Raw genomic sequence first — 14,191 nt, 5'->3', positions numbered from 1 at the left:
TAAAATAATTAAGATTTAAAATTCGTTTATGAGATATAAATAAATTATTTATTATCCTGAAGAGGAAATGTGCACAATAAAACCTAGGTAAAGCAGAGAGATGGGGACGCCTATCTCTCTATTTTTATATAATAATACCTATTTCTTCTTACTATATAACTATATATTAAGAAGTTATTAATTACTCATATCCAAGAATAAATAGAAAAAGGTTATGATGGAAGTCTATGAACACAGATTTTTTACCGTAGTTATCTATTGAATTTAAATATTATATAATGTAGAATACATAAATGCAGTTTATATTATATATTTAATTCAAAAATCTAAAATATAAAAGCTTTATTAAAGCTCTACATTAAACTTGATTGCAATTTTAGATATTAATGAATTTATTTATTGAGACTTATATATAATATAAATTTTAGGCAATGATATAGAAGAATAGTTAGTAAGAGTACATATTAAATCTGTAGTATTTCCATAAATAAATTTTTAAACTTTAAAAATCTACAAGGGTAAAAATAAATAAAAACTCTTGTCAAAGTTAATAAAATAATGTATACTATAGAAGTTGCAGTATGGTAACAGCGATGAGGTAAGAGGTTGCCGGGCTTCCGGGGGAATTCTTAACCGAGCATGCTCAATCAAGAATTGGGCGACGGGGTCTGTAGTGCTACCATGTTTCTTGAAAATAAGAAACACCAGGAACAGTTTACAGAACTTCCGCTGTTGCGCGTAAGAAGTAATAGCGTGCGATGAAAAGGAGGGAATACAATGTCAAAACAAAAAATCAGAATTAGATTAAAAGCGTTTGATCACACAATATTAGATCAATCAGCAGAGAAGATTGTTGAGACTGCTAAGAACACAGGGGCTAAAGTAGCTGGTCCAGTACCACTACCGACTGAGAAGGATATAATAACAGTCCTAAGAGCTCCACACAAATACAAAGACTCAAGAGAGCAGTTCGAAATCAGAACTCACAAAAGACTAATCGATATATTAAGTCCATCACCAAAAACTGTTGATGCATTAATGAGATTAGACTTACCAGCAGGTGTAGATATCGAAATAAAATTATAATCGTACATAGTGCATGAAATTGAACTATGGTGTACGGGTAATAGAAAAGCTATTACTAACTATTATGATCACTAGGTGATCCGCTAATAAGTAGGAGGTGTATTTAAATGAAAAAAGCTATAATGGGTAAGAAATTAGGTATGACTCAAATATTTGATGAAAATAGAAAAGTAGTACCTGTGACAGTTGTAGAAGCTGGTCCATGCGTAGTAATCCAAAAGAAAACAGTAGAAAATGATGGATATGAAGCCATAAAAGTTGGATTTGGAGATATAAGAGAAAAGTTAGTGAACAAACCTAAAAAAGGTGAATTCGCAAAAGCTGGTGTTGTTGTAAGAAGACACCTAAAAGAATTCAGATTAGAGGATACAAGTGCTTACGAAGTAGGTTCTGAAATAAAAGCAGAAATCTTCGCAGCAGGAGATAAAGTAGACGTATCTGGAATATCTAAAGGAAAAGGATTTGCTGGCGTTATTAAAAGATGGAACTTCCATAGAGGACCAATGAGCCACGGTTCTAAATTCCATAGAGCAGTAGGTTCAATGGGAGCATCATCAGACCCATCAAGAACATTCAAAAATAAAAAGATGCCTGGACATATGGGAAATGTTAATACTACAGTATTAAACCTTGAAGTAGTAAGAGTAATACCAGAAAAGAATATTATTCTTATAAAAGGTGGAATACCAGGACCAAACAAAGGTTTAGTAGTAATAAGAAACGCTGTTAAAGCATAAGGAAAGGAGGATGCAGAATGCCTACAGTAAAAGTGTATAACACTGAGAAAAAAGAAGTTGGAGAAATTCAATTAAATGAAAGCATTTTCGGGGTAGAAGTTAGTGTTGAAGCAATGCACCAAGTTGTATTAGCTCAATTGGCTAACAAAAGACAAGGAACCCAAAGTGCTAAGACAAGAGCTGAAGTAAGAGGCGGAGGAATTAAGCCTTGGAGACAAAAAGGAACAGGAAGAGCAAGACAAGGTTCTATAAGAGCTCCACAATGGATTCACGGGGGTATCGTGTTTGCACCAAAACCACGTGATTACAGAGTTTCAGTTCCAAAGAGTATGAGAAGAGTAGCTATGAAATCAGCTTTAACTTCAAAAGTACAAGATAATGAAATGATAGTATTAGAAAGCTTAGCTTTCGATGCACCTAAGACTAAAGAAATGGTGAAAGTTCTTAATGCTTTTGAAACTAAAAAGACATTAATAGTTGTAGCTGAATCAAATGAGAATGTTTATAAATCAGCAAGAAACATTCCTGGAATAGCTGTAGTGCCTGTAAACAACATAAATGTTTACGACATATTAAAGTATGAAAACTTAATGATTACTAAAGATGCTGTATCAAAAATTGAGGAGGTGTATGCATAATGAAAATGACTAGTTATGATATAATAAGAAAACCTGTTATAACTGAAAAAAGTATGGCTGCTATGGCAGATAGAAAATACACTTTCATCGTTGACATACACGCAAACAAAGTTCAAATAAAAAAAGCTGTTGAAGAAGTTTTTGGAGTAACTGTTGAAGATGTTAAAACTTTAAGAAATTTAGGTAAAACTAAAAGAGTTGGAGTTCACATTGGAAAAAGAGCTGACTTCAAAAAAGCAGTTATCAAATTAACAGCTGACAGCAAAGCAATTGAATTCTTTGAGGGAATGCAATAATATAACGCATTTATTGGCTAGAGCCAGATAAGCGAAGAAGGAGGGAAACCTAATGGCAGTTAAAAAGTTTAACCCTACTACACCTTCAAGAAGAAATATGACTATGGCTTCATTTGAAGAAATAACTACAAATGTACCTGAAAAGTCACTTCTTGTAAGTAAGAAAAAAACAGGTGGTAGAAATGCTCAAGGTAAAATTACTGTTCGTCACCACGGTGGTGGAGCGAAACAAAAATATAGATTAATAGATTTCAAGAGAACTAAAGATGGTATACCAGCTAAAGTTGCAACTATCGAGTATGATCCAAATAGATCTGCTTATATTGCATTAGTTGTATATGCAGATGGTGAGAAGAGATACATAATAGCTCCAGTTGGATTAAAAGTTGGAGATGTTGTAGTATCTGGACCAGATGCAGACATTAAAGTTGGAAATGCACTTCCAATAGTTAACATACCAGTAGGTACAATAATTCATAATATTGAATTACAAGTAGGAAAAGGTGCTCAACTTGTTAGATCAGCAGGTTCTTCAGCTCAATTAATGGCTAAAGAAGGGGCTTATGCTCAAGTAAGACTACCAAGTGGAGAAGTTAGATATGTAAGAGTAAACTGCAGAGCTACAATCGGAACAGTTTCAAACTTAACTCACGAAATTGTTAACATAGGTAAAGCAGGAAGAAAGAGACATATGGGTATCAGACCAACAGTAAGAGGATCTGTAATGAACCCTAATGACCACCCACACGGAGGTGGAGAAGGTAAATCTCCAGTTGGTCATTCTAGTCCACGTACTCCATGGGGTAAACCAGCTCTTGGATACAAAACTAGAAAAACTAAGAAATACTCTGATAAATTTATTGTTAAGAAAAGAAATGGTAAATAGTTAGAAGAGAAATGAATTCTCTTCTGATTATAACCACTTTACATGAAGGGAGGCCACTAATAGTGAGTAGATCAATTAAAAAAGGACCTTTTGTAAAAGAATCTCTTCTAAAGAAAATAGAAGAAATGAACAAAGCTGGCGAGAAGAAAGTTATAAAGACTTGGTCAAGAAGCTCTACAATTTTTCCTCAAATGATAGGACACACAATTGCTGTTCATGATGGAAGAAAACACGTTCCAGTATATGTTCAAGAAGATATGGTAGGACATAAACTTGGAGAGTTCGCTCTGACTAGAACTTTTAAAGGTCATATCGCGAAGGAAAAATCAAGTAGAATGAGATAGTACGGGAAGGAGGAAATTACCAATGGAAGCTAAAGCTATAGCTAAATATGTAAGAATGTCTCCTATGAAAGTTGGGATTGTTCTTGACCTTATAAGAGATAAGAATGTAAATGAAGCTTTCGCTATATTACAATATACTCCAAAAGATGCAGCTGTTGTTGTTAATAAGTTATTAAAATCAGCTGTTGCGAATGCAGAAAACAATTTTAATTTAGACAGAAATAGATTATATGTTGCAGAAGCTCATACAGGTGCAGGTCCAACATTAAAGAGATTTAGACCACACGCTCAAGGTAGAGCATTCAGAATTTTAAAAAGAACTAGCCATATAACTATAATAGTTAAAGAAAGAGCGTAAGAAGGAGGGATATAGAGTGGGTCAAAAAGTACATCCACACGGCCTAAGAGTTGGTGTTATCAAGGATTGGGACGCTAAATGGTATGCAGATAAGAAAAACTTTGCAGATAACTTAGTTGAAGATAATACTATCAGAGAATATTTAAAGAAAAGATTATTCACTGCTGGAATATCAAAAATTGAGATAGAAAGAGCAGCTAAAAGAATTAAAATCAATATACATACCGCAAAACCAGGAATGGTTATAGGAAAAGGCGGTCAAAGTATAGAAGAGCTTAAAGTTGCATTAAAAGAAGTTGTTAAAAATAAATTTGTTTTAATTAACATAGTAGAAGTTAAAACACCAGAAAATAATGCACAATTAATGGCTGAAAACATAGCAGCTCAACTAGAAAAGAGAATATCTTTCAGAAGAGCAATGAAACAAACAATTCAAAGAGCTATGAAAACAGGTGTTAAGGGAGTTAAAACTGCATGTTCAGGAAGATTAGGCGGAGCTGAGATCGCAAGAACAGAGCAGTATCATGAGGGAACAATCCCACTACAAACTTTAAGAGCTGATATCGACTATGGATTTACAGAAGCTAATACAATCTATGGTAAGATTGGTGTAAAAGTTTGGGTATATAGAGGAGAGGTTCTTCCGACTAAAAAAGTTGAGAAGGAAGAAAGCAACTCATAATAACGTGTAAGGAAGGAGGAATTTGACATGTTAATGCCTAAAAGAGTTAAACATCGTAAGGTACAACGTGGTAGAATGAAAGGTAAAGCTACAAGAGGTAACTTCATTGCTTATGGAGATTATGCTTTACAAGCAACAGAATGCGGTTGGATTACAAGCAACCAAATCGAATCTGCCAGAATAGCTATAAATAGATACGTTAAAAGAGGAGGAAAGGTTTGGATAAAAATCTTCCCTGATAAGCCAGTAACAGAAAAACCAGCTGAAACTCGTATGGGTTCTGGTAAAGGTTCACCAGAGTACTGGGTAGCAGTAATTAAACCAGGTAGAGTATTATTTGAAATATCTGGAGTATCTGAAGAAGCTGCTAGAGAAGCTATGAGACTTGCGTCTCACAAATTACCAGTAACAACTAAATTTGTTACTAGAAGAGATTTTGAGGAAATGGGTGGTGAAATCAATGAAGGCTAATGAATTGAAAGAGTTGAGACAAAGTACTCCTCAAGATTTAAATGTAAAACTATCTGATCTTAAATCAGAATTATTTAACCTTAGATTTCAGTTAGCTACAGGACAGTTAGAAAACCCAATGAGAATTAAACAGGTTAAAAAGTCTATAGCCCAAATTAAAACCATCCTTAGAGAAGAAGAATTAAGGGCTTGTGAGCAGTAATACTGAAAGGAGGTTCATCTTGTGGAAAGAGGAAATAGAAAAAGTAGAATCGGAAGAGTAGTTTCTGACAAAATGGATAAAACAATTGTTGTTGCTGTTGAAACTAAAGTTAGACATCCATTATATGGAAAAACAGTTAATAGAACAACTAAATTTAAGGCTCATGATGAAAATAATGAAGCAAAAGTTAACGATAGAGTATTAATAATGGAAACAAGACCACTATCTAAGGATAAGAGATGGAGACTTGTTGAAATCATGGAAAGAGCTAAATAGTTAACTGAAGGGAGGGTATTTACATGATACAACAACAAACATTATTAAAAGTAGCGGATAACTCTGGTGCTAAAGAAATAATGTGTATTAGAGTACTCGGTGGTTCCAAGAGAAAATGGGGAAACATCGGAGACGTAATTGTTGCTAGCGTTAAAAGTGCAACACCAGGTGGAGTTGTTAAAAAAGGTGACGTAGTAAAAGCAGTTATTGTTAGATCAGTTAAAGGTTTGAGAAGAGCAGACGGGACTTATATCAGATTTGATGAGAACGCAGCTGTTATTATAAAAGACGATAAGAATCCAAAAGGAACTCGTATCTTCGGACCTGTTGCTAGGGAGCTAAGAGATAAAGAATACAATAAAATATTATCACTAGCACCTGAAGTACTATAGGATAGGGGGTAGCAAAGATGAAAGTTCATGTTAGAAAGAAAGATACTGTTATGGTTATCTCTGGAAAAGACAAAGGCAAAACTGGAGAAGTTTTAGCTGTTTATCCTAAGACTGGAAAAGTTGTAGTTGCTGGCGTTAACGTAGTAACTAAACATCAAAAACCAAACAGACAAAATATGCAAGGTGGAATAGTTAACTTTGAAGCAGCTATTAACAGCTCAAAAGTTATGCTATATTGCGATAAATGTAAGAGCGTAACTAGAATAAGCAATAAAGTACTAGATGATGGTACAAAAGTTAGAGTTTGCAAGAAGTGCGGAGAAACATTTTAATTCGCGAAAGGAGGTTTAACAAATGGTTACAAGACTACAAGAGAAATACAATAGTGAAGTAATACCAGCTATGATGGATAAGTTCGGATACAAAAATATAATGGAAGTACCTAAACTTGAAAAAATAGTTATAAATATGGGAGTTGGCGAAGCTAAAGATAACTCTAAAGTTTTAGATGCTGCTGTAAGTGATATGCAATTAATCACTGGACAAAAAGCTGTATTAACTAGAGCAAAGAACTCAGTTGCTAACTTTAAAATAAGAGAGAACATGGCAATTGGATGCAAAGTTACATTAAGAAAAGAGAAAATGTTCCAATTTGCGGACAAATTAATGAATATAGCATTACCAAGAGTTAGAGACTTCAGAGGCGTTCCTACTAAATCTTTTGATGGAAGAGGAAACTATGCTTTAGGAATAAAAGAACAACTAATATTCCCTGAAATAGAATATGATAAAATTGATAAAGTAAGAGGAATGGATATAATATTTGTAACTACTGCAAAGACAGACGAGGAAGCAAGAGAATTATTAAGATTCCTTGGAATGCCATTTGCTCAATAAAAGGAGGGAATGACTTGGCACGTAAAGCTTTAATAGAAAAGTGGAAAAAAGAACCGAAGTATTCAACTAGAGCGTACTCTAGATGCAGATTATGTGGAAGACCACATTCTGTTTTAAAGAAATTTGGTATTTGCCGTATATGTTTCAGAGAACTTGCTTACAAGGGACAAATTCCTGGATGCAAAAAGGCAAGCTGGTAATATACAGATCATAGCGAAAGGAGGCACAATTAATGAATATGACTGATCCGATAGCAGATTTGCTAACACGTATAAGAAATGCAAATATTGTTAGACATGAAATAGTAGAAGTTCCTTCTTCAACAATAAAGAAGGGTATAGCAAACATAATGCTTCAAGAAGGATATATTAAAAATATAGAAGAATATCAAGATGGAAATGTTTCTATGTTAAGACTTAGCATGAAATATGGCCAAAATAAAGAGAGAGTTATAACAGGACTTAAGAGAATATCTAAGCCAGGACTAAGAGTTTACAGTGGTAAGGATGATATCCCTAAAGTTTTAAATGGATTAGGAGTTGCAATAATTTCAACTTCTAAAGGATTAGTTTCTGACAGAGAGGCTAGAAAATTAGGATTAGGCGGAGAAGTTATCTGCTACATCTGGTAGTTTAGGAACAAGGAGGTGCGATTATGTCAAGAGTAGGAAGACTTCCAATAGCTATACCAGCTGGTGTAACTGTTACAGTAACACCAGATAACGTTGTTACAGTTAAAGGACCTAAAGGTGAATTAACTAAAGCAATGGTAAAGGATATAAACATAGCTATAGAGGATAATCAAGTGGTCGTTACAAGACCAAGCGATGTAAAAGAACATAGAGCTCTACATGGATTAACAAGAGCATTAATAAATAATATGGTAATTGGAGTAACTAATGGTTTCAGTAAGACATTACAATTAATTGGTGTTGGATATAGAGCAACAGCAAAAGGTAAGGGATTAACTTTAAACCTAGGATTCTCACACCCAGTTGAAATAGATGCTGTAGATGGAATTACATTTGAATTAACAGATGCTAATACTATAGTAATAAAAGGAATCGACAAGGAATTAGTTGGTGATGTTGCAGCGGATATAAGAGTTTGGAGAAAACCTGAGCCTTACAAAGGAAAGGGTATTAAGTACTCTGATGAAGTTATCAGACGTAAGGAAGGTAAGACTGGTAAATAATAGCTATTAGAAAGGAGAGAATTTCATGTTCAATAAAGCTGATAGAAAGCTATCAAGAGAAAGACGTCATTTAAGAGTACGTAAAAAAATTCATGGAACAGCTGAAAGACCAAGACTTGCAGTGTTCAGAAGTGAAAAGAACATATACGCTCAAATTATAGATGATGTTGCTGGAAGAACATTAGTTGCTGCATCTAGTTTAGATAAAGACTTTTCTCTAAAAGTTGGTAGCAATAAGGAAGCCGCTAAACTAGTTGGTGAAGCGGTAGCTAAGAAAGCAGTAGAAGCAGGAATTACTGAAGTTGTATTCGACAGAGGTGGATATGTATATCACGGAAGAGTACAAATGCTTGCAGAAGGTGCAAGAGGAGCAGGACTTAAATTCTAAAAAAAGGAGGTACACACATGAAAATAGATCCTAGCACACTTGATCTTAAAGAGAAAGTTGTACACATAAACAGAGTTGCTAAGGTTGTTAAAGGTGGTAGAAACTTCAGATTCAGCGCACTAGTAGTTGTTGGTGATGAGAACGGACACGTTGGTGTTGGAATGGGAAAATCTATCGAAATACCAGAAGCAATCAGAAAAGGTATCGAAGATGCTAAAAAGAACATCGTTAAAGTTGAATTAGATGGAACTACAGTTCCTCACACTATAGATGGTAGATTTGGAACTGGTACAGTTCACATAATGCCAGCTTCAGAAGGAACAGGTGTTATCGCTGGAGGTCCAGCAAGAGCAGTACTTGAGCTTGCAGGATTAAAAGATGTTAGAGCTAAATCATTAGGTTCAAATAATCCAAGAAACATGGTTAGCGCAACAATAGATGGATTATCAAAATTAAGAACAGCAGAGCAAGTTGCAAAACTTAGAGGCAAAACTGTTGAAGAGATTCTAGGATAGGAGGGGAAAACCTTGGCTAAAGTTAAAATAACATTAGTAAAGAGTTTAATTGGTAGAAAGAAAGATCATATCGCTACTGTAGAGGCTCTTGGATTAAGAAAAATAGGTAAAACTGTTGAGCACGAGGAGACTCCTCAGATCAGAGGTATGATTAATAAAGTAAGTTACCTACTAAAAGTAGAAGAAGCTTAAACTAAGGAGGTGTAAATATGAGACTTCATGAGTTAAGACCTGCAGAAGGTGCAAAAAAATCTCCTAAGAGAATCGGTAGAGGTACTGGTTCAGGTTGGGGTAAAACTGCTGGAAAAGGTCAAAAAGGACAAAACTCAAGATCTGGCGGTGGTGTAAGACCAGGATTTGAGGGAGGTCAAATGCCTTTATATAGAAGACTACCTAAGAGAGGATTTACAAATATATTTGCTAAAGAATATACTTGTATAAACGTAGATAGACTAAACATATTTGAGGATGGAACTGTAGTTACTCCAGAATTACTTCGTGAAGCTGGAATGGCTAAGAGAGTGAACGATGGGATAAAAATTCTTGGAAATGGTAACATTGAAAAGAAATTAACTGTTAAAGCTAATAAGATTTCCAAAGCTGCAGCAGAGAAGATTGAAGCGGCAGGAGGAAAAGTTGAGGTGATATAGATGTTATCAACCCTACGAAATGCTTGGAGAGTTCCTGAGCTAAGAAAAAGAATACTATTTACATTAATGGTAGTAGTTATTTTTAGGTTGGGTGTATTTATCCCAGTACCAGGAGTGGATGCTAGTAAGATTGCAACTTTAGTTAGTGGTAATTCTGGTTCCCTTCTAAGTTTCTATGATATGATAGCCGGAGGTGCCTTTAGTAAGTTTAGTATATTTGCTTTGGGAGTTACTCCGTACATCAATGCATCGATTATAATTCAATTACTTACAATTGCAATTCCTTATTTAGAACAACTTTCTAAAGAAGGTCAAGAAGGTAGAAAGAAAATACAAAACTATACTAAATACGCAGCTTTAGTATTTGCTGTTATTCAAGCATATGCTGCATATGCCTTAATAAGAAACTCAGGTGCTATATTAATAGAGGGTTCAATAGGTCTTCTACTAATAATACTAACAATGACGACAGGTACGGCATTATTAGTATGGATAGGTGAACAAATTTCAGTATATGGAATAGGAAATGGTGTGTCAGTAATTATATTTGTAAATATAGTATCATCATTACCACAAACAGCTTATCAAATAGCAGGGCTTCGTAAAACGGGAGAAGTTAGTCCGGTAGAGGTTGTAATATTCGTAGCAGTAGCTTTAGCTTTATTAATTACAGTAATTGTTATAAATTTAGCAGAACGAAGAATTCCAGTGCAATATGCCGGTAAAGCAGTAGGAAGAAAAGTAGTAAAAGGTCAATCATCACATATTCCAATAGGATTAAATTCTTCTGGAGTTATGGCAATAATATTTGGAATGTCATTAATGCAATTTCCAGCAGTTATAGCACAAATATGGCCAGAATCTTCCTTTGCGGTATTTGTTACTAAGAGTCCTTGGAGTATATTTCAGCAAAATACTATAAAATATGCAGTAGCGTACTTTTTACTAATAGTATTCTTCGCATGGTTCTATACTATAATTACTTTCAAGCCAGATGAGATGGCTGAAAATATGAATAAATCATCAGGATTTATTCCAGGTATAAGACCAGGGGAGAAAACTGAAATGTACTTGGAGAAGATTTTGACAAGAATATCCCTTTTAGGTGGAACATTTGCTGGAATTATAGCTATAGTTCCTATACTAGCAGCTATGTTCAGTAATTTTAAGGGAATTTCATTTGGTGGAACTAGTTTATTAATTTTAGTTGGTGTATCTCTTGATACTATAAAGCAATTAGAATCTCAACTAGTAATGAGACATTATGAAGGATTCCTTAAATAAAAATTTTAAATTTGGAGTTGATACTAGTGAGAGTTATTTTATTAGGTCCTCCTGGAGCCGGAAAAGGAACTCAGGCAAAGTCAATCTGTAATAAATATTCTATACCACACATATCTACTGGAGATATCTTTAGATATAATATCTCTCAGGCGACGCCTTTAGGGATAGAAGCTAAAAAGTATATAGATAAAGGTCATCTAGTACCAGATGAATTAACTATCGATTTAATTAAAGATAGATTAAAGCAGGATGACTGCAAGAAGGGATTTTTACTAGATGGTTATCCAAGGACTGTAAATCAAGCAGAGGCTTTGGAGGTTTTACTTGAAGAAATGAAATTAAAACTTGATACTGCCCTGTTGATAGAAGTTCCTAAGGGTTTTATTATAGATAGAATGACAGGAAGACGTGTATGTACTACTTGTGGAGCTAGTTATCACATAAAATATAATCCTACCAAAAATGATGGAAAATGTGATGTTTGCGGTAGTGTTGTAATACAAAGAGCAGATGATAATGAAGCGACAGTAAGTGAAAGACTTGAAATATATGATGCGCAAACTCAACCATTAATAGATTACTATAGAAAGAAAAATTTATTAGCAGAAGTTGATGGAACGCAAGCTATTAATGATGTTTTTAAGAATATCTGTGGTATCTTAGGAGCGATAAATAGTGATGAATATTAAGAGTGACACAGAACTAGAATATATGAGAAGTGCTGGTAAGGTTGTTGCCGATACCCTAGCAATGATTGAAAAGGTAATAAAACCAGGAATAACCACTGCAGAAATTGATAAAATTGCGGAAGAGTTTATATTAGCACAAGGAGCTATACCATCTTTTAAAGGATATGGAGGGTTTCCGGGATCCATATGTGCATCAGTGAATGATGTAGTAATACATGGTATACCGAATGACACTATATTAGTTGAAGGTGATATAATTAGTGTTGATTGTGGAGCAATACTCAATGGTTATCATGGAGATGCTGCACGAACTTTTCCGGTAGGAAGTATTTCTAAGGAAGCACAACATCTAATAGATGTCACTAAAGAATCTTTCTTTAAGGGCATTGAAAAAGCAGTAGTGGGTAACAGACTTACAGATATTTCAGCAGCTATTCAGAAGCATGCTGAGAATTTTGGATATTCTGTGGTTAGGGATTTTGTTGGACACGGCATAGGGACTTCTATGCATGAAGACCCGCAGGTTCCTAATTACGGCACTGCTGGAAAAGGTCCTAAGTTAGTACACGGTGTAGTACTTGCAATTGAACCTATGATAAACATGGGAAATTACAGAGTTAAAATTAGACCAGATGGTTGGACTGTAGTAACAAGTGATGGAAAGCTATCTGCCCATTATGAAAATACTATAGCAATAACTAATGACGGTGTAGAAATACTAACTTTGAGCTAATGAGGTGACTAGTGTGGATGATGACAGCCTTTTAGGTAAGGTAGTACATTCAAAATCAGGAAGAGATAAAGGAAAATACTTTATCATTATAGGTATAATAGACGATGAGTATGTCTATATTTCAGATGGAGACCTTAGAAAAATTGATAGGCCAAAGAAAAAGAAAATTAAACATTTATCTTTTACAGATATATTGGCTGAAGATATTAGAAGTGCGATCTTATCTGATGTAAAGATCAGTGATTCTAAAATAAGAAAATTTTTGCAGGTTGAGGATATAATAGAGGAGGTTTGATTACTCTTATGTCAAAAGATGATATAATTGAAATGCAAGGTGTCGTTTTAGAGACTCTACCTAATGCAACTTTCCAAGTTGAATTAGAGAGTGGGCACAAGATACTTGCTCATATTTCTGGAAAGTTAAGAATGAACTTTATAAGAATTTTACCAGGCGATAAGGTTACAGTAGAACTTTCTCCATATGATTTGACTCGTGGGAGAATAACTTGGAGAGATAAGTAATAAGGAGGGTTAGCTATGAAAGTAAGACCATCAGTTAAACCTATATGTGAAAAATGTAAAGTTATAAAAAGAAAAGGAAGAGTAATGGTTATCTGTGAAAATCCTAAACATAAACAAAAACAAGGTTAATGAAAATAATAAGTAGAGATACTTAGGAGGTGTAGATTGTAGATGGCAAGAATTGCAGGTATTGACCTACCAAAAGAGAAAAGAGTTGAGATAGGTCTAACTTATATATTTGGTATTGGACTACCAAAATCTCATGAGATACTTGAAGCTACAGGAGTGAATCCAGATACAAGAATCAAGGATTTAACTGAAGATGAAGTAAATACATTAAGAGATTATGTAAATAAGAACATAATGGTCGAAGGTGATCTTAGAAGAAAAGTTGCTTTAGACATAAAGAGACTTAAAGAGATCGGATGTTATAGAGGAATAAGACATAGAAGAGGTCTTACAGTTAGAGGTCAAAAGACTAAAACTAATGCAAGAACAAGAAAAGGTCCTAAGAAGACTATAGCAGGTAAGAAGAAATAGTAAGGAGGGAATATAATGGCTCAAAAGAAAGTTAGAAGTAGAAGAAAAAAAGAAAGAAAAAATGTTGAGCACGGTGCTGCACACATTAAATCTACTTTCAATAATTCCATCGTTACACTTACTGATGCAGCTGGAAACGCATTGTCATGGGCAAGTGCTGGTGGATTAGGATTTAGAGGTTCAAGAAAAAGTACTCCATTTGCAGCTCAAATGGCAGCTGAAACAGCAGCTAAAGCAGCAATGGAACATGGTTTAAAAAGTGTAGAAGTTTACGTAAAAGGTCCAGGAGCAGGTAGAGAAGCGGCTATAAGATCACTTCAAGCTGCAGGATTAGAAGTTACTTTAATTAAAGACGTAACTCCAATCCCACACAATGGATGTAGACCACCAAAAAGAAGAAGAGTTTAATAA

29 protein-coding genes are annotated in these 14,191 nt (G+C 34.5%); all 29 read left to right on the top strand.

The genetic code is table 11. From position 1 onward, the window contains the following. Positions 1-777: 777 nt before the first annotated feature. The 29 genes from rpsJ to rpsK all read left to right on the top strand — a co-directional run bounded on the left by rpsJ (position 778) and on the right by rpsK (position 14,188). Positions 778-1,086 (top strand): 30S ribosomal protein S10, encoded by a 309-nt coding sequence (gene rpsJ, locus B3W71_RS09240; protein ID WP_346888651.1) that lies wholly within the window; start codon positions 778-780, stop codon positions 1,084-1,086. 107 nt (positions 1,087-1,193) lie between these two features. Further along, positions 1,194-1,823, top strand: a complete 630-nt coding sequence (rplC, locus tag B3W71_RS09235; RefSeq protein WP_346888650.1) for a 50S ribosomal protein L3 — start codon at positions 1,194-1,196, stop codon at positions 1,821-1,823. 17 nt (positions 1,824-1,840) lie between these two features. Beyond that, positions 1,841-2,461: a 50S ribosomal protein L4 gene (gene rplD, locus B3W71_RS09230; protein ID WP_346888649.1), complete on the top strand. Its 621-nt coding sequence runs from the start codon at positions 1,841-1,843 to the stop codon at positions 2,459-2,461. Then, complete coding sequence (rplW, locus tag B3W71_RS09225) at positions 2,461-2,757, top strand: 50S ribosomal protein L23 (RefSeq protein ID WP_346888648.1); 297 nt, start codon at positions 2,461-2,463, stop codon at positions 2,755-2,757. Before rplD ends, rplW begins: the two co-directional genes overlap by 1 nt. 52 nt (positions 2,758-2,809) lie before the next feature. Further along, positions 2,810-3,643 (top strand): 50S ribosomal protein L2, encoded by an 834-nt coding sequence (gene rplB, locus B3W71_RS09220; RefSeq protein ID WP_346888647.1) that lies wholly within the window; start codon positions 2,810-2,812, stop codon positions 3,641-3,643. Between the two features lie 62 nt (positions 3,644-3,705). Beyond that, on the top strand, positions 3,706-3,987 hold the full coding sequence (rpsS, locus tag B3W71_RS09215; protein WP_147520500.1) for a 30S ribosomal protein S19: 282 nt from the start codon (positions 3,706-3,708) through the stop codon (positions 3,985-3,987). 22 nt (positions 3,988-4,009) lie between these two features. Next, a complete protein-coding gene (gene rplV, locus B3W71_RS09210) occupies positions 4,010-4,345 on the top strand; it encodes a 50S ribosomal protein L22 (protein WP_040192299.1) in 336 nt (111 codons plus the stop codon). Between the two features lie 16 nt (positions 4,346-4,361). Beyond that, positions 4,362-5,027: a 30S ribosomal protein S3 gene (rpsC, locus tag B3W71_RS09205; RefSeq protein WP_346888646.1), complete on the top strand. Its 666-nt coding sequence runs from the start codon at positions 4,362-4,364 to the stop codon at positions 5,025-5,027. A 27-nt stretch (positions 5,028-5,054) separates the two neighbouring features. Beyond that, positions 5,055-5,498: a 50S ribosomal protein L16 gene (rplP, locus tag B3W71_RS09200; protein WP_346888645.1), complete on the top strand. Its 444-nt coding sequence runs from the start codon at positions 5,055-5,057 to the stop codon at positions 5,496-5,498. Then, on the top strand, positions 5,488-5,700 hold the full coding sequence (gene rpmC, locus B3W71_RS09195; RefSeq protein WP_035133305.1) for a 50S ribosomal protein L29: 213 nt from the start codon (positions 5,488-5,490) through the stop codon (positions 5,698-5,700). The genes rplP and rpmC overlap by 11 nt, the downstream gene beginning before the upstream one ends. A gap of 21 nt (positions 5,701-5,721) precedes the next feature. Then, complete coding sequence (rpsQ, locus tag B3W71_RS09190; protein WP_035133308.1) at positions 5,722-5,976, top strand: 30S ribosomal protein S17; 255 nt, start codon at positions 5,722-5,724, stop codon at positions 5,974-5,976. Between the two features lie 23 nt (positions 5,977-5,999). Continuing rightward, positions 6,000-6,368 (top strand): 50S ribosomal protein L14, encoded by a 369-nt coding sequence (gene rplN / locus B3W71_RS09185; protein WP_035133311.1) that lies wholly within the window; start codon positions 6,000-6,002, stop codon positions 6,366-6,368. Positions 6,369-6,385: 17 nt separating this feature from the next. After that, entirely contained in the window at positions 6,386-6,700 is a 315-nt protein-coding gene (gene rplX / locus B3W71_RS09180) for a 50S ribosomal protein L24 (protein WP_035133314.1), read from the top strand. Between the two features lie 22 nt (positions 6,701-6,722). Beyond that, the gene (rplE, locus tag B3W71_RS09175; RefSeq protein ID WP_346888644.1) at positions 6,723-7,265 is read left to right on the top strand and encodes a 50S ribosomal protein L5; all 543 of its coding nucleotides are present in this window, start codon (positions 6,723-6,725) and stop codon (positions 7,263-7,265) included. 14 nt (positions 7,266-7,279) lie between these two features. Beyond that, complete coding sequence (locus tag B3W71_RS09170; RefSeq protein ID WP_147520504.1) at positions 7,280-7,465, top strand: type Z 30S ribosomal protein S14; 186 nt, start codon at positions 7,280-7,282, stop codon at positions 7,463-7,465. A gap of 32 nt (positions 7,466-7,497) precedes the next feature. Next, a complete protein-coding gene (gene rpsH / locus B3W71_RS09165) occupies positions 7,498-7,896 on the top strand; it encodes a 30S ribosomal protein S8 (RefSeq protein WP_147520505.1) in 399 nt (132 codons plus the stop codon). Positions 7,897-7,919: 23 nt separating this feature from the next. After that, a complete protein-coding gene (gene rplF, locus B3W71_RS09160) occupies positions 7,920-8,459 on the top strand; it encodes a 50S ribosomal protein L6 (RefSeq protein WP_346888643.1) in 540 nt (179 codons plus the stop codon). A gap of 25 nt (positions 8,460-8,484) precedes the next feature. Continuing rightward, on the top strand, positions 8,485-8,847 hold the full coding sequence (gene rplR, locus B3W71_RS09155; RefSeq protein WP_346888642.1) for a 50S ribosomal protein L18: 363 nt from the start codon (positions 8,485-8,487) through the stop codon (positions 8,845-8,847). A 17-nt stretch (positions 8,848-8,864) separates the two neighbouring features. Continuing rightward, positions 8,865-9,362, top strand: a complete 498-nt coding sequence (rpsE, locus tag B3W71_RS09150) for a 30S ribosomal protein S5 (protein ID WP_343825674.1) — start codon at positions 8,865-8,867, stop codon at positions 9,360-9,362. 12 nt (positions 9,363-9,374) lie between these two features. Beyond that, a complete protein-coding gene (rpmD, locus tag B3W71_RS09145; protein WP_040192286.1) occupies positions 9,375-9,554 on the top strand; it encodes a 50S ribosomal protein L30 in 180 nt (59 codons plus the stop codon). A 17-nt stretch (positions 9,555-9,571) separates the two neighbouring features. Then, entirely contained in the window at positions 9,572-10,012 is a 441-nt protein-coding gene (gene rplO, locus B3W71_RS09140; RefSeq protein WP_346888641.1) for a 50S ribosomal protein L15, read from the top strand. Next, entirely contained in the window at positions 10,013-11,296 is a 1,284-nt protein-coding gene (gene secY / locus B3W71_RS09135; RefSeq protein ID WP_346888640.1) for a preprotein translocase subunit SecY, read from the top strand. 26 nt (positions 11,297-11,322) lie between these two features. Further along, the gene (locus B3W71_RS09130; protein ID WP_346888639.1) at positions 11,323-11,985 is read left to right on the top strand and encodes an adenylate kinase; all 663 of its coding nucleotides are present in this window, start codon (positions 11,323-11,325) and stop codon (positions 11,983-11,985) included. Next, positions 11,972-12,718: a type I methionyl aminopeptidase gene (gene map / locus B3W71_RS09125; protein WP_346888638.1), complete on the top strand. Its 747-nt coding sequence runs from the start codon at positions 11,972-11,974 to the stop codon at positions 12,716-12,718. Before B3W71_RS09130 ends, map begins: the two co-directional genes overlap by 14 nt. A 13-nt stretch (positions 12,719-12,731) precedes the next feature. Beyond that, positions 12,732-13,013: a KOW domain-containing RNA-binding protein gene (locus tag B3W71_RS09120; protein ID WP_346888637.1), complete on the top strand. Its 282-nt coding sequence runs from the start codon at positions 12,732-12,734 to the stop codon at positions 13,011-13,013. An 8-nt stretch (positions 13,014-13,021) separates the two neighbouring features. Further along, on the top strand, positions 13,022-13,240 hold the full coding sequence (gene infA / locus B3W71_RS09115; RefSeq protein ID WP_035133338.1) for a translation initiation factor IF-1: 219 nt from the start codon (positions 13,022-13,024) through the stop codon (positions 13,238-13,240). Between the two features lie 15 nt (positions 13,241-13,255). Further along, on the top strand, positions 13,256-13,369 hold the full coding sequence (rpmJ, locus tag B3W71_RS09110) for a 50S ribosomal protein L36 (RefSeq protein WP_003373491.1): 114 nt from the start codon (positions 13,256-13,258) through the stop codon (positions 13,367-13,369). A 42-nt stretch (positions 13,370-13,411) separates the two neighbouring features. Continuing rightward, a complete protein-coding gene (gene rpsM / locus B3W71_RS09105) occupies positions 13,412-13,780 on the top strand; it encodes a 30S ribosomal protein S13 (RefSeq protein ID WP_346888636.1) in 369 nt (122 codons plus the stop codon). Positions 13,781-13,795: 15 nt separating this feature from the next. Further along, complete coding sequence (gene rpsK / locus B3W71_RS09100; protein ID WP_147520514.1) at positions 13,796-14,188, top strand: 30S ribosomal protein S11; 393 nt, start codon at positions 13,796-13,798, stop codon at positions 14,186-14,188. Positions 14,189-14,191: the final 3 nt, after the last annotated feature.

The sequence above is a fragment of the Clostridium sp. UBA1056 genome (assembly GCA_002316385.1).
Classification (GTDB): domain Bacteria; phylum Bacillota; class Clostridia; order Clostridiales; family Clostridiaceae; genus Clostridium_J.
The sequence above is the reverse complement of the archived record's forward strand: the minus strand, read 5'-3'. Positions and strand labels throughout refer to the sequence as shown.